General features: G+C 67.3%; 14 protein-coding genes and 4 tRNA genes. 5 read left to right on the top strand and 13 right to left on the bottom strand.

Annotated elements, in window-relative coordinates; all coding sequences use genetic code 11:
• Window positions 1–144: 144 nt before the first annotated feature.
• From CR157_RS02310 to betI, 4 genes are all read right to left on the bottom strand, one after another.
• Window positions 145–2,592, bottom strand: coding sequence for an acyl-CoA dehydrogenase (locus tag CR157_RS02310; RefSeq protein ID WP_110281919.1), 2,448 nt, complete (start codon window positions 2,590–2,592; stop codon window positions 145–147).
• A gap of 252 nt (window positions 2,593–2,844) precedes the next feature.
• On the bottom strand, window positions 2,845–4,542 hold the full coding sequence (gene betA / locus CR157_RS02305) for a choline dehydrogenase (protein ID WP_110281918.1): 1,698 nt from the start codon (window positions 4,540–4,542) through the stop codon (window positions 2,845–2,847).
• Between the two features lie 184 nt (window positions 4,543–4,726).
• The gene (gene betB / locus CR157_RS02300) at window positions 4,727–6,196 is read right to left on the bottom strand and encodes a betaine-aldehyde dehydrogenase (protein WP_110281917.1); all 1,470 of its coding nucleotides are present in this window, start codon (window positions 6,194–6,196) and stop codon (window positions 4,727–4,729) included.
• Between the two features lie 11 nt (window positions 6,197–6,207).
• Window positions 6,208–6,813 carry a transcriptional regulator BetI gene (betI, locus tag CR157_RS02295; RefSeq protein WP_181421937.1) on the bottom strand — a complete coding sequence of 202 codons (606 nt, stop codon included), beginning with the start codon at window positions 6,811–6,813 and terminating at the stop codon, window positions 6,208–6,210.
• Between the two features lie 277 nt (window positions 6,814–7,090).
• Between betI and CR157_RS02290 the strand changes: the two genes are divergently transcribed.
• From CR157_RS02290 to CR157_RS02280, 3 genes are all read left to right on the top strand, one after another.
• A tRNA-Met gene (locus tag CR157_RS02290) sits at window positions 7,091–7,167 on the top strand.
• Between the two features lie 132 nt (window positions 7,168–7,299).
• A tRNA-Asn gene (locus CR157_RS02285) sits at window positions 7,300–7,375 on the top strand.
• A 43-nt stretch (window positions 7,376–7,418) separates the two neighbouring features.
• Window positions 7,419–7,494: transfer RNA gene (locus CR157_RS02280), tRNA-Asn, on the top strand.
• A gap of 272 nt (window positions 7,495–7,766) precedes the next feature.
• On the opposite strand, the gene CR157_RS02275 is transcribed toward CR157_RS02280, so the two are convergent.
• Complete coding sequence (locus CR157_RS02275) at window positions 7,767–8,207, bottom strand: quinol oxidase (RefSeq protein ID WP_110281915.1); 441 nt, start codon at window positions 8,205–8,207, stop codon at window positions 7,767–7,769.
• A 225-nt stretch (window positions 8,208–8,432) separates the two neighbouring features.
• Between CR157_RS02275 and CR157_RS02270 the strand changes: the two genes are divergently transcribed.
• Window positions 8,433–9,248, top strand: coding sequence for a class I SAM-dependent methyltransferase (locus tag CR157_RS02270; RefSeq protein ID WP_110281914.1), 816 nt, complete (start codon window positions 8,433–8,435; stop codon window positions 9,246–9,248).
• A 291-nt stretch (window positions 9,249–9,539) separates the two neighbouring features.
• Here CR157_RS02270 and CR157_RS02265 read toward each other — a convergent pair whose 3' ends face one another.
• Window positions 9,540–11,600 (bottom strand): carboxy terminal-processing peptidase, encoded by a 2,061-nt coding sequence (locus tag CR157_RS02265; RefSeq protein ID WP_110281913.1) that lies wholly within the window; start codon window positions 11,598–11,600, stop codon window positions 9,540–9,542.
• Window positions 11,601–11,748: 148 nt separating this feature from the next.
• Here CR157_RS02265 and CR157_RS02260 point away from each other — a divergent pair, with 148 nt between their 5' ends.
• Entirely contained in the window at window positions 11,749–13,047 is a 1,299-nt protein-coding gene (locus CR157_RS02260) for a M18 family aminopeptidase (RefSeq protein WP_110281912.1), read from the top strand.
• 121 nt (window positions 13,048–13,168) lie between these two features.
• Here the strand turns inward: CR157_RS02260 and CR157_RS02255 are convergent.
• The 7 genes from CR157_RS02255 to lolB form a co-directional block, all read right to left on the bottom strand.
• Window positions 13,169–13,245, bottom strand: a tRNA-Met gene (locus CR157_RS02255).
• A 65-nt stretch (window positions 13,246–13,310) separates the two neighbouring features.
• Window positions 13,311–14,402: a redox-regulated ATPase YchF gene (gene ychF, locus CR157_RS02250; protein WP_110281911.1), complete on the bottom strand. Its 1,092-nt coding sequence runs from the start codon at window positions 14,400–14,402 to the stop codon at window positions 13,311–13,313.
• Window positions 14,403–14,555: 153 nt separating this feature from the next.
• Window positions 14,556–15,146 (bottom strand): aminoacyl-tRNA hydrolase, encoded by a 591-nt coding sequence (pth, locus tag CR157_RS02245; protein WP_110281910.1) that lies wholly within the window; start codon window positions 15,144–15,146, stop codon window positions 14,556–14,558.
• A gap of 86 nt (window positions 15,147–15,232) precedes the next feature.
• Window positions 15,233–15,880, bottom strand: a complete 648-nt coding sequence (locus CR157_RS02240) for a 50S ribosomal protein L25/general stress protein Ctc (protein WP_110281909.1) — start codon at window positions 15,878–15,880, stop codon at window positions 15,233–15,235.
• Window positions 15,881–15,980: 100 nt separating this feature from the next.
• Window positions 15,981–16,922, bottom strand: coding sequence for a ribose-phosphate pyrophosphokinase (locus CR157_RS02235; protein WP_181421936.1), 942 nt, complete (start codon window positions 16,920–16,922; stop codon window positions 15,981–15,983).
• Between the two features lie 62 nt (window positions 16,923–16,984).
• Window positions 16,985–17,842, bottom strand: a complete 858-nt coding sequence (ispE, locus tag CR157_RS02230; protein ID WP_110281907.1) for a 4-(cytidine 5'-diphospho)-2-C-methyl-D-erythritol kinase — start codon at window positions 17,840–17,842, stop codon at window positions 16,985–16,987.
• Complete coding sequence (lolB, locus tag CR157_RS02225; RefSeq protein WP_110281906.1) at window positions 17,835–18,455, bottom strand: lipoprotein insertase outer membrane protein LolB; 621 nt, start codon at window positions 18,453–18,455, stop codon at window positions 17,835–17,837. The genes ispE and lolB overlap by 8 nt, the downstream gene beginning before the upstream one ends.
• Window positions 18,456–18,464: the final 9 nt, after the last annotated feature.

The raw sequence follows: 18,464 nt of genomic DNA, 5'->3' as shown, positions 1-18,464 counted from the left end.
CGGTTGCTCCGTTCCGGCGGCGGCCAGCCTAGCTTCGCTCGTGACGCGAATCAGTGCTTTCCTATTTCTGTCATCAAAACGCCCCGACGGATGTCGGGGCGTCGTCGTTCAGGGGGCGGGGGGCCGCCGCTCGGGCGGCGCGAGTCAGGCCGCGTTATGGCGCAGGATAGAGGCCTTGTCGCTGGCGAAGGCGTCGTAGTCGAAGTCGTCGACGCTGAGCAGTTCCAGCACCTCGGCTTCGTAGCGCCGCATGAAGGCGGCGACGTCCGCGTCGATGATGCCGGCCTCCAGGGCCGCCTCGACGCGCTGCTCGGGGTGCAGGGCCTGCATCGGCAGTTCTCCTCCGGCGTGGGCCCTGTCGACCGTGCGGTAGAGCGCCTCGGCACGGTCGTAGTCGGCGAGCAGGGCGTTGTAGTGAGCCAGGGGGTTGTCGCGCGCGCCGTTGCTGCCCTGCCAGGTGGCCTCCAGCAGGGTGCGGCGAAGCGCGGTATCGCGCGAGACGGCCTGGGCGATCTCGCGGGCCAGGTCGTCATGGGGGCGCTTCCAGCGGCGGCCGGCGGGCATGACCACGACGCGCAGCAGGCGACCCAGGGCGCGGCTGGGCAGGTTGTCGAACAGCTCGTCCAGGGCCTGTTCGGCACGATGGAGCAGGAAGCGGCAGCTGTAGTGGAGCAGCGTCGCCTCGCCCTCGACCTTGGCGCCGTCGTGCCACTGCTTGAGCACCATGGAGGCGAGGTAGAGGTTGGAGAGCACGTCGCCGAGGCGCGCCGAGAGCATCTCGCGCTGCTTCATGCTGGCGCCGAGGCTGGCCATGGCGGCGTCGGCACACAGGCCGAAGCCGGCGGAGAGCCGTGCGGCGTCCTGGGCGTAGGGGGCGGCGGTGGCATCGAAGGGCACCGCTGGCTTGCCCAGCCCCAGGCCCTGGGTGAGGGCGCGAGCGGCGTTGCCCAGCACCAGCCCGGTGTGGCCGAAGACGGCGCGGTCGAAGGCCGGGAGGTCGTCGGCGTCCTGGGCGGCCAGCTCCTCGAGCACGTAAGGGTGGCAGCGGATGGCGCCCTGGCCGAAGATCATCAGGTTACGGGTCATGATGTTGGCGCCCTCCACGGTGATCGCCACCGGGTTGGCGCTGTAGCCGATGCCGAGGTAGTTGCGCGGCCCCAGGGTCACCGCCTTGCCGCCGTGGATATCCATGGCATCGCCCAGCGCCTGGCGCTGGAACTCGGTGAGCTGGCTCTTGAGGATCGCCGAGGGCACCGCCGGCTTGACCCCGTGATCGATGGTGTTGGCGGTCTGGTACACGGCCGCCCGCGAGATGTAGCAGAGCGCGGCCATGCGCGCCAGGGGCTCCTGCACGCCCTCCATCTCGGCCACCGGCACGTTGAACTGGCGGCGAATGCGGGCGAAGCCGCCGCTCCAGCCCAGGCCGTAGCGGGCGGTGCCGGCGGCGCCGGAGGGCAGGGTGATGCAGCGGCCCACCGAGAGGCACTCGACCAGCATGCGCCAGCCCTGGCCGGCCATCTCGGGGCCGCCGATGATGGTGTCCAGCGGCACGAAGACGTCGCGGCCCTTGATCGGGCCGTTCATGAAGGGGCTGCCGATGGGGTGGTGGCGGCGGCCGATCTCCATGCCAGCGGTATCGCGGGGAATCAGCGCGCAGGTGATGCCCAGGTCCTCCTCGTCGCCGAGCAGGTGGTCCGGGTCGAACATGCGGAAGGCCAGCCCTACCACGGTGGCGATGGGGGCCAGCGTGATCCAGCGCTTCTCGAAGTTCAGCCGCAGGCCCAGCACCTCCTGGCCGTCGACCAGCTGCCGGCACACCACGCCGGTATCGGGAATGGCGGTGGCATCACTGCCGGCACGGGGGCCGGTGAGGCCGAAGCAGGGAATCTCGCGGCCATCGGCGAGGCGAGGCAGGTAGTGGTCCTTCTGGGCCGGGGTGCCGTACTTGAGCAGCAGTTCGCCGGGGCCCAGCGAGTTGGGTACGCCCACGGTGACCATCAGCGTCTCGCTGATCGACAGCTTCTGCAGCACCAGTGACTGGGCCTTGGCCGAGAACTCCAGGCCGCCGTAGGCCTTCGGGATGATCATGCCGAAGAAGCCCTCCCGCTTGAGGTAGTCCCACAGCTCCTGGGGCAGGTCGGCGCGCTCCCGGGCGATCTCCCAGGCGTTGCACATGCCGGCCGCCACGCTGCACTGGTGCTCGAGGAAGGCGCGCTCCTCGTCGGAGAGCCCCTCGTCACGGTAGCCGAGCAGGCGCTGCCAGTCCGGCCGGCCGGAGAAGAGTTCGCCGTCCCAGGCCACGGTGCCGGCCTCCAGCGCGGTGCGCTCGGTGTCCGAGACCTTCGGCGCGACCTTCTTGAAGGTGGCGAAGAGCCGGGGGCTGAGCCAGCGCATGCGCAGGACCGGCAGGCCGGCCACGGCCACGCCGCCGGCGCCGATGAGCAGCAGTACGCCGAGCACCGGCGAGCCGAACAGCAGGCCGACCAGACCGAGGGCGGCGAGTACGCCGACGGCGGGCAGGGCGCCCGCCTCGCGGCGCATGACCACCAGCAGGCCGGCCACGGCGAGGACGAGAAGAATCAGGGTGAGCATGGGGCGTCTCCGTGCTGTCGTTGAACACGTCATTCGAACAGTTGTTTGAATTCTTGAAGACTAGCCCACTTTACTGCAACCGGCCAATCGGGTGGATGCTTCCCAGGGCTGATCCGGCGGCAGGCTTGCGAGGAGGCGCTGTGAACCCGTCCTTGGGCGCTACATTTGCCATCCCTGGCAAATGACCTCCTCTTCAGCCTGCCCCCGGCGCCCCTCGCCTCACGTCACGACTAGCAGCCATGGCGGGAACGGTCAGGCTTGATCGAGCCGGCGCTGGGGTTCTTCGCGGGCCGGAGCATCGCCCGCCACATAGTAGGGGGCATCGCTCTTCGGCAGCGGCTCCCGGCCGCGGATCCGGTCGGCGATCTTCTCCGCCAGCATGATGGTCGGTGCGTTGAGGTTGCCGGTAGGGATCACCGGGAACAGCGAGGCGTCCACGACCCTCAGCCCCTCGAGGCCGTGCACCCGGCCCTGGCCGTCCACCACGGCGTCGTCGCCCTCGCCCATGCGGCAACTGCCGCAGGGGTGGTAGGCGGTCTCGGCATGCTCGCGCACGAAGGCGTCGAGCTCGGCGTCGGACTGCACCGCCGGCCCGGGAGAGATCTCCCGGCCGCGGTAGCGGTCGAAGGCGGGCTGGGCGATGATCTCGCGGGTCAGGCGGATGGCGTCGCGGAACTCCTGCCAGTCCTTGTCGGTGGCCATGTAGTTGAACAGGATGCTGGGGGCGGCCCCGGGGTCGCGGGAGGTGAGGCGGATGCGCCCGCGGCTCTCCGAGCGCATCGAGCCGACATGAGCCTGGAAGCCGTGGGCCTGCACCGCGCTCTTGCCGTTGTAGCTGATGGCGATGGGCAGGAAGTGGTATTGCAGGTTGGGCCACTTCTCCTCATCGCTGCTGCGGATGAAGCCACAGGACTCGAACTGGTTGCTGGCCCCGACGCCGCGGCCGAGGAACAGCCACTCGGCGCCGATCCCGGGCTGGTTATACCATTTCAGCGCCGGATAGAGGGAGATCGGCTGCTTGCACTCGTACTGGATGTACATCTCCAGATGGTCCTGGAGGTTCTCGCCGACACCGGGCAGGTCGTGGACCACGGGGATATCGAGCTCGGCGAGATGATCGGGATTGCCCACGCCCGAACGCTGCAGGATCTGCGGCGAGGCGATGGCCCCGGCACAGAGCAGCACCTCGCGGCGGGCGCGTACCCGCTGCCCCTGGCCCTTGCGCGCGTAGCGCACGCCCACCGCGCGCTTGCCGTCGAACTCGATGACGTCGGTGGTGGCGCGGGTCTCGATGGTGAGATTCTCACGCCCCTTGGCCTGGTCGAGATAGCCGCGCGCGGTGGAGGCGCGACGCCCCTGGGGGGTGACGAAGCGGTCCATGGGGCCGAAACCCTCCTGGCGATAGCCGTTGACGTCTTCGGTCTCGGCATAGCCCGCCTGCACGCCGGCCTCGATGAAGGTGCGATACAGCGGGTTGTTCCCCGCTTTCGGCGTGGTGACGCTGACCGGGCCGTCGCCGCCATGGTAGGCGTCGGGGCCGATGTCGCGGCTCTCCGCCTTCCTGAAGTAGGGCAGGCAGTCGGCGTAGGTCCAGTCCTCGAGGCCGGGCGCCTTGGCCCAGTGGTCGTAGTCCAGGGCGTTGCCACGGATGTAGCACATGCCATTGATCAGCGAGGAGCCACCCAGCCCCTTGCCGCGGCCGCACTCCATGCGGCGGCCGTCCATGTGCGGTTCCGGGTCGGTCTCGAAGGCCCAGTTGTAGCGCTTGCCCTGCAGCGGGAAGGCGAGTGCGGCCGGCATCTGGGTGCGGAAATCGAGGCGGTGGTCGGGACCGCCGGCCTCGAGCAGCAGCACGCTGACGTCGGCGTCCTCGGTGAGGCGGGTGGCGAGCACGTTGCCGGCGGAGCCGGCGCCGATGATGACGTAGTCGAATTCGCGAAGCTGGGACATGGCGATCTCCCAAAAAACAGAAACGGAGACGGGGCTATCCCGGAGGCAGGCCTCCGCGAGGGCGCTGTGAACCCATCCCTGGGCGCTACTTTTTCCTTCCCTGGAAAAAGACCCTCGCTGCGACCTGCCCCCGGCGCCCCTTGTCAGGTGAGCCTAGCCGTTAGCAAGGCCCGGAAAGACGCTGTTAAAACACCGACTCGAAGGGCCCCATCTCCACCTGGACCGACTTGGTCTGGGTGTAGTGGGCGAGGGTCTCGATGCCGTTCTCGCGGCCCACACCGGACTGCTTGACCCCGCCCACCGGCATCTCGGCGGGGGACTCGCCCCAGGTGTTGATCCAGCAGATGCCGGCCTCCAGGCGGTGGATGGTGCGGTGTGCGCGGTTCAGGCTCTCGGTGAAGACCCCGGCGGCCAGGCCGTAGTGGGTGGCGTTGGCGCGGCCGATCACCTCCGCCTCGTCGTCGAAGGCGAGGATCGCCATCACCGGGCCGAAGATCTCCTCGCGCACGATGCGCATCGTGTCGCGGCAGTCGGTGAACACCGTGGGGGCGGCCCAGGCGCCGCGGGCCCGCTCGCCGTCGTTCCAGGCGTCGCCACCGGCCAGCACGGTGGCGCCTTCCTCCTTGCCCAGGGCGATGTAGGAGAGCACCTTCTGCTGGTGCTCGAAGCTCACCAGGGGGCCGAAGTTGACGGCCGGGTCCAGCGGGTCGCCGGGGCGGATGCGCGCCACGCGCTCCCTGATTTTCGCCTCGAAGGCCTCCTTGACGGGGCGCTCGACGAATACCCGGGTACCGTTGGTGCAGATCTGCCCGCTGGAGTAGAAGTTGGCCATCATGGCGGCGTCGGCGGCGCGGTCGAGGTCGGCATCGGCGAAGACGACCAGCGGCGACTTGCCGCCGAGCTCCATGGTCACGTCCTTGAGCGTCGAGCCGCCGGCGGCGGCCATCACCTTCCTGCCGGTCCCGACCTCACCGGTGAAGGAGATCTTGTCGATGCCGGCGTGCTCGGTGAGCAGGGCGCCGACCCGGCCGTCGCCATGGATGACGTTGAAGACACCGTCGGGCAGGCCCGCCTCGGTGAAGATCTCGGCCAGCTTCATGGCGGTAAGCGGGGTGACCTCGCTGGGCTTGAAGACCACGGCGTTGCCGGCGGCCAGCGCCGGGGCGGCTTTCCAGCAGGCGATCTGGATCGGGTAGTTCCAGGCGCCGATGGCGCCGACCACCCCCAGCGGTTCGCGGCGGGTATAGACGAAGGAGCTCTCGCGCAGCGGAATCTGGTTGCCCTCGATGGCCGGGGCCAGGCCGGCGTAGTATTCGAGCACGTCGGCGCCGGTGACGATATCCACCGCCGCGGTCTCGCTGATCGGCTTGCCGGTATTGCGGGTCTCGAGCTCGGCGAGCTCGTCGTTGCGCTCGCGGAGCAGGCCCACGGCGCGGTTCAGGATGCGGGCGCGCTGCATGCCGGTCATGGCGGCCCAGGCCCGCTGGCCACGCCGCGCCGCGGCGACGGCAGCGTCCAGGTCGGCAGGGGAGGCCTGCTGCACATTGGCCAGCAGGCTGCCGTCGAAGGGGTTCACGACCGGGAAGGTCTCGCCGGAGGTGGCGTCTACCCGGCGGCCGTCGATGTAGAGTGTCTGGGTGTCGAGGGTTGCCATGGGGTCTCCTCTCAGGAAAGGGGTGACGAAGGATGGGTGACCAGCAGTTGATCCAGGTACTCATGGGCCAGCCGGCGAGCGCGGTCGGCATCGAGCCCCGCCGGTGTCAGGGCGCCACGCAGCCACAGGCCGTCGATCATCGCCGCCAGGCCGCGGGCGGCGCGTCGCGCCTCCTCCCGGGGCATCAGGCGGCGGAACTGGCTGCACAGGTTCGAGTAGAGGCGATGGTCGTTGACCCGCTGCAGGCGCTGCAGCGTCGGCTTGTGCATGCTGCTCGCCCAGAAGGCCAGCCAGGTCTTGGCCACCGGCCCGGTGATCTGGCTGCGGTCGAAGTTGCCGTCGATGATGGCGCCGAGGTGAGCCCGGGGACACTCGTCGGCGAGTGCCCGCCGCCGTGCCGCCACAGCGGTCCCGAGATCGCTGAGGATCTGGCGCATGGTGGCCTCGAGCAGACCATCCTTGCCGCCGAAGTAGTGGCTGATGATGCCGGCGGAGACGCCGGCGTGACGGGCGATGCGCATCACGGTGGCGTCGGCCAGGCCGACCTCGTCGATGGCCGCCATGGTGGCCTTGATCAGCTGCTGGCGGCGGATGGGTTGCATTCCGACCTTGGGCACCTTGCTGACTCCTCTCCGGTGGGGTTCATCCTGCTGCCCACGGGGAGCAGGATGGCCGATACCCTCAGCATGGCATTTTTTTATTGAACGTTCAATCAATAAAAATAGATGAGCGAGGGCACACAGGCCCCCTCGCCGACCTGTCGCCGGAACAGCCTCGAGCGTTACCGCCATCTGCGATAGCCCTGACAGCAGGGCTCGGGGCTTGCCAAGTCGGCCGGCCGCGTGCATAATTCAGCCCCGTTGTCCGGCGCAACCTGGCCGGCAACGGGAAAATGGCTACGTAGCTCAGCTGGTTAGAGCACATCACTCATAATGATGGGGTCCCCTGTTCAAATCAGGGCGTAGCCACCAGATCAGTTCGAGAACGCCCGCCCGGTCATGATCCGTGCGGGCGTTTTTCGTTGCCTCTACGCCGGGGCCCATGGCAAACCCTCTTGACCTGGCGCGCCCGATCCGTATACTACGCCCCGTGCTCGAGGCCATTCCCCGATAGCTCAGTTGGTAGAGCAAATGACTGTTAATCATTGGGTCGCAGGTTCGAGTCCTGCTCGGGGAGCCAGCTTCGCCTCCACGGCAGCGAGCACAGCGCGGTAACCGGCCATTCCTCGATAGCTCAGTTGGTAGAGCAAGTGACTGTTAATCACTGGGTCGCAGGTTCGAGTCCTGCTCGAGGAGCCAGCTTCGGCAGCGAGCACAGCGCGGTAACCGGTCACTCCTCGATAGGAGCCCACCGCACCGTAGCTTTTTGCTAACGCTTTCAATGACGTAGTGCCATGAGTCATCACCTGTTCCATCCACCAGGAACGGGGATTTGGCATGCGTATCATAGCGGTGCTCTCCACCAAGGGGGCGTTGGCAAGACCACCACCGCCAACACCGGCGGACTACTCGCGGATGCGGGCCTCCGGGGCCTGCTCAATCCTCCATCAGCAAGGCGTCGGCAGCATGGATCACTCCACCACCTCCAGCACACCGGACATTCCTCTGTTGCGGTGGCTGGGCAGGAACCACAACTTTTTCCCGCAATAGAAGACCACCCGACCCGGCACCTGAGGGGTAAAGCGGATGACCTTCTCCTCACGTTCCAGTTCCTCTTCGATATCGAGCCCCAACACCTCCGACTGGATCACCAGGTTATGCGGCACAAGACCGCGCTCCCGGCTGGCCACCAGTTCCACCGGGACGCCTGCCTTGACCTGAATATGCTCGGGCTCGAAGAAATAACTGCCACCGACGAGGCGGATACGTTGCACACCGTCGCCGTCGGGCGTGGCCACATATGGCGCCGTATTGGCCCACGTCTCGCTCGTGGCCAGGGCAATCAACGCCGCCACCATCAGCATTCCCACCCGCATGATTTTCCTGTACTTCTTTCTTTCGTCGATTACCATCTCGCCTGCCTCTGGCTACATGTTATCAGCATAGTAGCGGATCGCTTCCCCTTGCATAGTCACAGAAAATCCACGAAATCAAATGCTTGCATTGCTCCACAATGGAGCGAGTCCTCACTTCGCCCCGCCCCCCGAATGGCCGCAGGCTTGTCACGCTCTTCGAATTTTTCTTGGTCTTCCCAGTAAGCACTTACTTACACTGTGCTTATGAATCGGGAGACGCGGATGCCAGCCGAGAAGATCACCCTGAGCGGAAAGCAGGAAACTTTCCTCATCACGCTCTATGCCAAGGCCATGGAGAGCCGCATGCCGGACTCGCTGCTCAAGGACGAGTTCGCCGCCAACACCATTCGCCGGATCGATTACGATTTCGCGAAACTCAACGTCCCGCACGACCCCATGATCGGCCTGGCGTTGAGGGCCAAGATCTTCGATGACTGGACACGTGAATTCATTGACCACACCCCTGTTGCGACGGTACTGCACCTTGGCTGTGGCTTGGACAGCCGGGTGTTCCGACTCGAGCCGCCCACCAGCGTGCGCTGGTTCGATGTCGACTTCCCGAAGGTGATCGAGCTGCGCCGCCGCTTGTACCCGGAACGCGATGGATGTCACCTGATCGGGGCATCCGTCACCGACCCGGACTGGCTGCGCGATGTGCCCGCGGACCAGCCGGCGATGGTGATCGCCGAAGGCCTCCTCCCTTATCTCCGCAAGCACGAAGTGCTCCGCCTCCTCGATACACTCACGGAAAGTTTTCCGAGTGGCGAACTCGCCTTCGACGGCTACAGCCGGCTCGGCGTTAGCCTGCTCAGGCTCGCCCCACCGGTCAGGGCAACCGGCGCCTCCCTTCACTGGGGTATCGACGATCCGCGCGAACTCGAACGCCAAGTTCCCAAGCTCAAACTCGTGAAGGAACTCACCGGGCTCGACCCGACACAGATCGCCAGGATGTCATGGCCCACCCGTCTGACGATCTGCCTGTACCAATCCGTTCCCGCCTTCCGAAGATTGGGCCGTTTCCTGCTCTATCGCTTTTGACGGAAATCAGCTTACAAGATCACCGGGAATAAAAAGCCCCGGCCAGGCCGGGGCTTATGTAGGGGGTGTTTGGGGGAGGGGGCGAAATGACACGCCAAGCAGTCCTTGGATAACCCCCTCGCGGCCGACTGCTGCCGACCTGTTCCGGAATTCGGGCCTGAACCGCGCCGGGATTCCCATACGAACCATCCTCGAGGTGTAGCGCCGCTTCGTTGTGCCGGTGACCTTGACCTGCGTGCAAAGCAGAACGCGCCGGGGGCCGGCGCGTTCCGAGGGTGAAAGGGGAGGGGCTCAGTCCCGGTTGGCCAGCCGGTAGCTGCCGTCGAGCTGGGCATAGTCGAGCAGGATCTGGGCGGCTTCCTGCACCTGAGCACGATCCACCGGCTCGTCCGCGTCGTCCGACTCCTCGTCCCGAGTGTCGATCCACTCCTCGAGCGGGTCTAGCCCCAGGGCCCGGCGGCGCTGGTTCTCGAGGGCGAGCTGCTCGGCTTCCCGGGCCTCGACCTCGCGCTGGCGCTGCTCGCGGTTGAGGCTGACGCTGGTGGTCTTCTCGCGCCTGCTCTTCGCCAGCTCGGCCTGGCGCTCCAGGTAGCGGAAGTTGGGCAGCTCGTCGGCACGGATGCGGTGCCGGTCCTTGAGCGTCTCGAGGTACTTCCAGGGCTCGCCGTAGGTACGGTACTGCACGGCGCGTACGGTATCCCACGCCAGGGCATTGTCGAGGCTGCTCTCGCCGATGATCTCCGGGTCCACCAGGTTGGGGAAGATGATGTCGGGCTCGACCCCGCGGTGCTGGGTGCTGTCGCCGGAGATGCGGTAGAACTTGGCACGGGTCAGCTTGATCTGGCCGTGGCTCAGCTCGTTGAGGGTCTGCACCGTGCCCTTGCCGAAGGTCGGGTTGCCCAGCACCAGGCCGCGGCCATAGTCCTGGATGGCGCCGGCGAAGATCTCCGAGGCGGAGGCCGAGAGACGGTTCACCAGCACGCCCAGCGGGCCGTCATAGACGGTGCCGGTCTCGGTGTCGCCGTAGAGGCTGATGCGCCCACGGGCGTCACGTACCTGCACGGTGGGGCCGCGGTCGATGAACAGGCCGATCAGCGAGTTGGCCTCCTGCAGGGCGCCGCCGCCATTGTTGCGCAGGTCGAGGACGATGCCCTCGACGCCTTCCTCCTTGAGGCGCTCGATCTCCCGGGCCACGTCGCGGGTGGTGCTGCGGTAGTCCTCCTCGCCGGCCTGCCAGGCGTCGAAGTCGACGTAGAAGGTAGGGATCTTGATGGCGCCGATGCGGTGCACGCCGTCGTCGCGCTCGATCTCGATCACCTCGCCCTTGGCGGCCTGGTCCTCGAGGCTGACGGTGTCGCGGGTGATCTCGACGACCTTGGAGCGGGTCATGTCGACGGCCTGGGCCGGCACCACGTCGAGGCGCACCACCGAGCCCTTGGGGCCGCGGATCAGCTCGACCACGTTGTCGAGCCGCATGCCCACCACGTTGACCATCTTCTCCTCGTCTTCCTGGCCCACGGCGATGATGCGGTCGGCAGGCTCCAGCACGCCGGCGCGCTCGGCGGGGCCGCCGGGCACCAGGCTCGACACCTTGACGTACTCGCCGTCGGACTCGAGCAGGGCGCCGATGCCTTCCAGCGAGAGGCGCATCTGGATGTCGAAGGACTCGCCCTGCCGTGGCGAGAGGTACTCGCTGTGGGGGTCGATGCTGCTGGTCACCGCGGCCATGAACAGCCCGAAGACGTCCTCGGGTTCGGTCTGCCGCAAGCTGGCGAGCTGGCCTTCATAGCGCTGTCGCAGGTTGGCTTCCACCTGGTCGTCGTCCTGGCCGCCGATCACCTGAGTGAGGGCAGCGTTCTTCAGGCGCTTGAGCCACAGCTCGTCCAGCTCGGCCTGGCTGTCGGCCCAGGAGGCGTCCTCGCGCTCCAGTTCCAGGCGCTGGTCGGTGTCGAAACGAAAGGTGGTGGCCTCGTCGAGCCTGGTCAGCAGCCATTCGAAGCGCGACTCGGCCCGCTCGTGGTGGCGCTGGTAGAGGGCAAAGACCCGCTCCAGGTCGCCGTCGATGAGGGCGTCGTCCATGGTGCTTTCCAGGTCGCGGAAGGCCTCCACGTCCTCGCGCAGCAGATAGGCGCGCTGGCCGTCGAGGATGTCGAGGTAGCGCTCGAAGGCCCGGTGCGACCAGGCGTCGTCGAGGCTGACCTCATCATAGTGGCCATAGCGCAGCGACTCGGCCACTTCCACGGCCGCCTGGCGCTGGGCCTCGGTGGGTTGCAGCTCTGCGAAGGCGGTGTTGGCGACCATCAGCAGGCCCGCCAGGGCAACCGAACGGCCAAGGGTGGCAAACAGGCTCATCAATGAAGCACTCCCGGTTTCATGTACACTACTTCTTCCCTAGACCCGCGCTCGGCTGTCGAGTTGCGTGGACCGAGCGGGCATTGTAGCAGCTCGACCCGGTCGTATGACCCTGTATCACCCCACGACCCCTGCATTGAGGACGCCTATGCCACAGGACGACCTGCTCGAGCGATTGCTCGATTTCCTGCGCCGTTCGCCCACGCCCTGGCACGCCGTGGCCAATATGGCCGCACGACTCGAGGGCGCCGGTTTCCGGCGTCTCGACGAGACCGAGGCCTGGCAACTCGCCCCCGGCGAGCGGGTCTTCGTCACCCGTAACGACTCCTCGATCATCGCCCTGCAGCTGCCGGAGGGGGCGTTGGCAGCGCTGCGCATGATCGGTGCCCATACCGACAGTCCGGGGCTGCGGCTCAAGCCCCATGCCGCCCAGACCGCCGCCGGCTGGCTGCAACTGGGGGTCGAGGTCTACGGCGGTGCCTTGCTGGCGCCCTGGTTCGACCGCGAGCTGGGGCTGGCCGGGCGGGTACACGTCCGCCATCCCGACGGGCACCTGGAAGGTGTGCTGCTCCATGTCGACCGTGCGGTGGCGATCATCCCGAGCCTGGCGATCCACCTCGACCGGGAGGCCAACAACGGCCGCGCCCTGAACGCCCAGACCGAGATGGCGCCGGTGTTCCTCCAGGGAGGCGATCGGCCCGACCTGGAGCGCTTGCTGCTGGCCTGGCTGGACGAGCAGCACGGCCTGTCCGGTGCCGAGATCCTCGACGTCGAGCTGGCTTTCCATGACATGCAGCCGCCCTCCCGGGTCGGCGTCGAGGGGGAGCTGATCGCCGGCGCCCAGCTCGACAACCTGCTCTCCTGCTTCATCGGCCTGGAGGCGCTGCTGGCCAGCGACGGCAGCCAGGGGGCGCTGCTGGTGGCCAACGACCACGAGGAGGTCGGCAGCGCCAGCGCCTGCGGTGCCCAGGGACCCTTCCTCGGCGATGTCCTCAAGCGGGTCAACGCCCAGCTCGGCGAGGCCGGCGACGAGGGATTCATCCGGCTGATCCAGGCCTCGAGGATGATCTCCTGCGACAATGCCCACGCCCTTCACCCGAACTTCCCGGACAAGCATGACGCCGCCCACGGTCCGGCGATCAACGGCGGGCCGGTGATCAAGGTCAACGCCAACCAGCGCTATGCTACCAACAGTGCAACGGCCGCCATGTTCCGGGATCTCTGCCGCGAGGTGGGTGAACCGGTGCAGACCTTCGTCACCCGTGCCGACATGGCGTGCGGCAGCACCATCGGGCCGATCACCGCCACCGAGCTCGGTGTGCCGACCCTCGATGTGGGTGTGCCCCAGTGGGCGATGCACTCGATCCGCGAGACCGCGGGGGCGCGCGACGTGGCCTCGCTGGCCCGGGTGCTGACCGCCTTCTGCAATCGCGCCGAGCTGCCCTAACGCTCCGAGCCGCGGGCGGCGAGCTGCTAGATAGGCTGGCCGCCCGAAGCCGCTCTCGAGAACGCACCGGAGCCCGAAAACGAAACGCCCGCCTGGCGAACCAGGCGGGCGTTTCGTTATCTGGTGGCTACGCCCTGACTCGAACAGGGGACCCCATCATTATGAGTGATGTGCTCTAACCAACTGAGCTACGTAGCCTTGCAACGGGGGCGAAGTCTACGGATCCGCTCCCCGGAGGTCAAGCGCCCCCGCCGGCAGCCTGTCTAGACGTTGAACCGGAAGTGGATGACGTCGCCGTCCTGCACGACATACTCCTTGCCTTCCAGGCGCCACTTGCCGGCGTCCTTGGCGGCCTGTTCGCCGCCCAGGGTGACGAAATCGTCGTAGGAGATGACCTCCGCGCGGATGAAGCCCTTCTGGAAGTCGGTATGGATCACCCCGGCGGCCTCGGGCGCGGTGGCGCCCACCTTCACCGTCCAGGCACGCACCTCCTTGACCCCGGCGGTGAAGTAGGTCTGCAGGCCGAGCAGCTGGTAGCCGGCACGGATCACCCGGTCGAGGCCGGGCTCCGCCATGCCCATCTCGTCGAGGAACATGGCCCGCTCATCAAAGTCGAGTTCGGCGATCTCGGCCTCGAGCTGGTTGCACACCGGCACCACCACGGCGCCTTCCTCGGCGGCGATCTCGTTGACCACCTCGAGGTAGGGGTTGGCCTCGAAGCCGTCCTCGTTGACGTTGGCGATGTACATGGTCGGCTTCAGCGTCAGGAAGCCAAAGCTCCTGAGCTGGCGCTTCTCGTCGTCGTCGAGACCGAAGCTTCTCAGCGGCAGGCCCTCGGCCAGATGCGGCTGGATGCGCTCGAGGATCGCCTTGGTGGCGATGGCTTCCTTGTCGCCCCCCTTGGCCACGCGCACCAGGCGCTGGATCGCGCGCTCGACGGTGTCGAGGTCGGCCAGTGCCAGCTCCATGTTGATGATCTCGATGTCGGCCCGCGGGTCGACCTGGTTGGCCACGTGGATGACGTTGTCGTTGTCGAAGCAGCGCACCACATGGGCGATGGCCTGGGTCTCGCGGATATTGGCCAGGAACTGGTTGCCCAGCCCCTCACCCTTGGAGGCACCCGCCACCAGGCCGGCGATATCGACGAACTCCATGGTGGTGGGGAGCACCTTCTGCGGCTTGACGATCTCCGCCAGGGCGTCGAGACGCGGGTCGGGCATCGGCACGATGCCGACGTTGGGCTCGATGGTGCAGAACGGGAAGTTCTCGGCATCGATGCCGGACTTGGTCAGCGCATTGAAGAGCGTGGACTTGCCGACGTTGGGCAGGCCGACGATACCGCAGTTGAAACCCATGGGATCTTCCTGGAAAGCGTGTTCGAAATTGGCGATTGGCCGGTATTCTACTCGACCGAGCTGTAAGCCATAAGCTGTAAGCCGCAAGAAAACCCATCCGGCCCGGAAGGGGGGTGACTTACCGCTTATGGCTTCAAGCTTATGGCTGACTCGTCAGCCGGAGGCTGAAAAGCTGTGCAGCCGGTTCATGGCGCGGGCCCAGTCGCCGGCCAGCACCAGGGGCAGGGTGGCCAGGCATTCGTCGATGGCCGCCTCGATGGCCGTGTGCTCGGCCTTGCCGGGGCGCCCCAGGACATAGGGGGTCACCTGGCGGGCGTCGCCCGGATGGCCGATGCCGATACGCAGGCGATGGAACGACTTGTCGTTGCCCAGGGCGCTGATGGTGTCGCGCAGGCCGTTGTGGCCACCGTGACCGCCTCCCTGCTTGTAGCGCGCGGTGCCGGGGGGCAGGTCGAGCTCGTCGTGGGCCACCAGCAACTCGTCCGGGGCGAGGCGAAAGAACTGGCACAGCGCTGCCACCGCGCCGCCGCTGCGATTCATGAAGGTGGTCGGGTTGAGCAGGTGCAGGTCATGGCCGTCGAGCTGCACCCGCGCATGCAGGCCGAGGAACTTCCTCTCGGGGCGCAGTTCCCCGCCGGCCTGGCGGGCCACGGCCTCCACCAGCCAGGCACCGGCATTGTGGCGGGTGGCCTCGTAGTCGGCGCCGGGATTGCCCAGCCCGATGATCGCTTTGACCTGGCTCATCGTCGCTGCCTCCAAAAAAAATCAAGCGCGACAGCGCTTGATCGGAAAGGGGAGGGCCATGCGTGCATGGCCCCGGACAGGCGCGATTACTCGGCGCTGCCTTCGCCTTCTTCGCCTTCACCCTCGGCGCCTTCGCCGGCTTCCTCGCCGCGGACCTTGGCCTTGGTCACGCTCAGCACGGCGTTGTCGTGCTCCTCGCCGTGAGTCAGGTCGACCAGGGTGACACCGGCCGGCAGCTGGAGGTCGGAGAGGTGCAGGGTGGTGCCCATCTCGACCGTGGCGATGTCGACTTCCAGGAAGTCGGGCAGGTCCTTGGGCAGGCAGCTGATCTGGACCTCGTTGGAGAGCACGTGCAGCTCGCCGCCCTGGTCCTTGATGCCGACACACGTCTCTTCGCCCACCACGTGCAGTGGCACGTTGATGGTGATCTCGTGGGTGGCGTCGATGCGCAGGAAGTCGGCGTGGGTGACCAGCGGCTTGAAGGGGTGGCGTTGCAGGTCACGGACGACGACCTGCTCGCTCTTGCCGTCCACCACCAGGTTGATCACCGAGGAGAAGAAGGACTCGTCCTCGATCGCCTTGTAGAAGGGGGCCTTCTCGACGGAGATCGGCTGGGGAGCCTGCTCGCCACCATAGATGATGGCCGGCACCTGGAGGTTCGCACGACGCAGGCGGCGGCTCGCACCTTTCCCCAGGTCGTTACGAACGCTGGCGTTGAGGGTAAAATCGGACATGGGTTTGCCTCTTGCTTGATGTAAGGGAAGCGCTGCGGCCCGCGACCTGACCGCAGCGTTCCCGAAAGCCCCGAAGGGCGCTACTCCGGCGCCTGGTTCCCTAGTGGAACATGGCGCTGACGGATTCCTCGTTGCTGACCCGGCGGATCGCTTCGGCGATCAGCCCGGCCACGCTGAGCTGGCGGATCTTGCCGCTGCGACGAGCGACGTCGGACAGCGGAATGGTATCGGTGACGACCACCTCGTCGAGCACCGAACCGGTGATGTTGTCGACCGCGGGGCCGGAGAGGATGGGGTGGGTGGCGTAGGCCACCACGCGGCGCGCGCCGTGACCCTTGAGGGCTTCGCCGGCCTTGCACAGGGTGCCGGCGGTGTCGATCATGTCATCCACCACCACGCAGGTGCGGTTGTCGATCTCGCCGATGATGTGCATCACCTGGGCCTGGTTGGCCTGGGGGCGGCGCTTGTCGATGATGGCGAGGTCGGCATTGAGCTGCTTGGCGATGGCGCGGGCGCGCACCACGCCGCCTACGTCGGGGGAGACCACCACCAGGTCCTCGTAGTTCTGGCGCTCGATGTCGTCGAGCAGGATCGGCGAGCCGTAGACGTTGTCTACCGGCACGTCGAAGAAGCCCTGGATCTGGTCGGCATGCAGGTCCATGGTCATGACCCGGTCGACCCCGGCCTTGACCATCATGTCGGCGACGATCTTGGCGGAGATCGGCACCCGGGCGGAGCGCACGCGACGATCCTGGCGGGCGTAACCGAAGTAGGGTACCACCGCCGTGATCCGTGAGGCGGAGGCCCGGCGCAGGGCGTCGACCATCAGGATCAGTTCCAGCAGGTTGTCATTGGTCGGTGCACAGGTGGACTGCAGGACGAAGACATCCTTGCCGCGCACGTTCTCGTTGATCTCGACCGCGATCTCGCCGTCGCTGAACTGGCCCACCGTGGCGTTGCCCATGCGGGTGTCCAGACTCTCGGCAATCTTCTGGGCGAGTTCGGGATTGGCGTTCCCGGCGAAAACCATCAATTTTGACACGCGCAGCCACCTTTGCAGTGTTGGGGATCTCTGGGGGTCATGCCTGTGAGCCGGTGCCGCACTCATCGACCCAGCACGACATGGAGAGGAGAGCGGCTGAGGCCGCGTGCCTTGAAGGTCTGCCAGTGCCGGCTCGCGTCTTCCCGGAGACGATCCGCCTCGGCCTCGCTGTCGAGGCGAGCGAACACGCAGGCACCGGTACCGGTCAGCATGGTCGGGGCGCGGCTCGACAGCCAGTCGAGTGCCCGTGCCACCTCCGGATAGAGCTCCCTCACCGTGGCCTCGCAGTCGTTGCGCCAGCTCGACGCTCCCCCCTGCAGTGCGCGCGCCATGGTAATCGGGGGGGTGTCGCGTGTCAATTGTGCCGCTCCGAACACCGCCGGGGTGGAGACCGCCACGCCGGGATGGACCACCACGAACCAGGGGGCGTCGAGTTCGACCGGGGTGAGGCGCTCGCCGATGCCCTCGGCCCAGGCGGCCCGGCCGTGCACGAAGACCGGCACGTCGGCCCCCAGCCCCAGGCCCAGTGTCGCCAGGCGCTCGAGGTCGAGGTCGAGGCCCCAGAGTCGGTCGAGGCCGAGCAGGGCGGTGGCGGCGTTGGAGCTGCCGCCACCCAGGCCGCCGCCCAGGGGCAGGCGCTTCATCAGGTGGATCTCGGCGCCGAGCCGGCAGCCGGTCTCCGCCTGCAGGGCCCGCGCGGCACGCAGGATCAGGTTCGCCTCGGGAGCGACGCCGGGGAGTGCCGGCGTCAGGCGAATCTCGCCGTCATCGCGCGGCGCGAGGTGCAGGGTGTCGCCATGGTCGAGGAACTGGAACAGGGTCTGCAGCTCATGGTAGCCATCGGGCCGCCGGCCGGTGATCAGCAGCAGCCGGTTGAGCTTGGCCGGTGCCGGCAGCGTGAGGGGGGCCGGCTCAGGCATCGTCGACGACCGGGCGCCAGTCGGTCACCACCAGCGTCACCCGCAGCTCGTCGATCTCCATGACCAGGCGGCGTGGCAGCCACAGCCCCTCGACGAGTATCCAGTCGCGATAGTCGATCTGCCAGCCGTCCTGGCGCAGGCGCAGCGGGAAGCCGAGGTCGTCGCGCTCCAGCTGGTGCGCGCTGGTCTCCGATGGCAGGCCGCGGATCCAGTCGGAAAGCGCGCTCACCGGCAGCGACCAGCCCAGCTGTTGCTCCATCAGCGCTTCCGGCGTCTGGGCCTCGAAGCGGCCCTCCGAGGTGGTCAGCGAGAAGCGCCCCTCGCGACCCTCCAGGGTACTGCGACCGCTGCCGAAGGGGCCGCTGATCAGCAGCCGGTAGTAGTGGGGGTGTTGACTCCAATCGAGGTTGGCGCTGGTCGACTCCTCGGGGGTGCGCAGGCCGGCCTTGCCGGCCAGTACCCAGGTGTCGAGGCGCTCGAGTCGCGTGGTCTGGGCCTCCCACTGGCCGGCGGCGCGGTCGCCGTCCGGGGCCGGGGCGCGTCCGGCGCAGCCGGCCAGCAGGGCCAGGATCAACAGGGGAGTCAGTCGTCGCAGCGGGGTGGCAGTGGGCATGGCATCTCT

The organism is Halomonas sp. LBP4, assembly GCF_003202205.1.
Classification (GTDB): domain Bacteria; phylum Pseudomonadota; class Gammaproteobacteria; order Pseudomonadales; family Halomonadaceae; genus Halomonas; species Halomonas flagellata.
The sequence above is the reverse complement of the archived record's forward strand: the minus strand, read 5'-3'. Positions and strand labels throughout refer to the sequence as shown.

Bases quoted from the DNA above. Each gene is read 5' to 3' on its own strand.
- CR157_RS02240 (WP_110281909.1), bottom strand. From the start codon at position 15,880: ATGTCCGATTTTACCCTCAACGCCAGCGTTCGTAACGACCTGGGGAAA.
- CR157_RS02260 (WP_110281912.1), top strand. From the start codon at position 11,749: ATGCCACAGGACGACCTGCTCGAGCGATTGCTCGATTTCCTGCGCCGT.
- CR157_RS02265 (WP_110281913.1), bottom strand. From the start codon at position 11,600: ATGAGCCTGTTTGCCACCCTTGGCCGTTCGGTTGCCCTGGCGGGCCTG.
- betB (WP_110281917.1), bottom strand. From the start codon at position 6,196: ATGGCAACCCTCGACACCCAGACACTCTACATCGACGGCCGCCGGGTA.
- CR157_RS02270 (WP_110281914.1), top strand. From the start codon at position 8,433: ATGCCAGCCGAGAAGATCACCCTGAGCGGAAAGCAGGAAACTTTCCTC.
- betA (WP_110281918.1), bottom strand. From the start codon at position 4,542: ATGTCCCAGCTTCGCGAATTCGACTACGTCATCATCGGCGCCGGCTCC.
- ychF (WP_110281911.1), bottom strand. From the start codon at position 14,402: ATGGGTTTCAACTGCGGTATCGTCGGCCTGCCCAACGTCGGCAAGTCC.
- CR157_RS02310 (WP_110281919.1), bottom strand. From the start codon at position 2,592: ATGCTCACCCTGATTCTTCTCGTCCTCGCCGTGGCCGGCCTGCTGGTG.
- CR157_RS02275 (WP_110281915.1), bottom strand. From the start codon at position 8,207: ATGGTAATCGACGAAAGAAAGAAGTACAGGAAAATCATGCGGGTGGGA.
- ispE (WP_110281907.1), bottom strand. From the start codon at position 17,842: ATGCCTGAGCCGGCCCCCCTCACGCTGCCGGCACCGGCCAAGCTCAAC.
- lolB (WP_110281906.1), bottom strand. From the start codon at position 18,455: ATGCCCACTGCCACCCCGCTGCGACGACTGACTCCCCTGTTGATCCTG.
- pth (WP_110281910.1), bottom strand. From the start codon at position 15,146: ATGAGCCAGGTCAAAGCGATCATCGGGCTGGGCAATCCCGGCGCCGAC.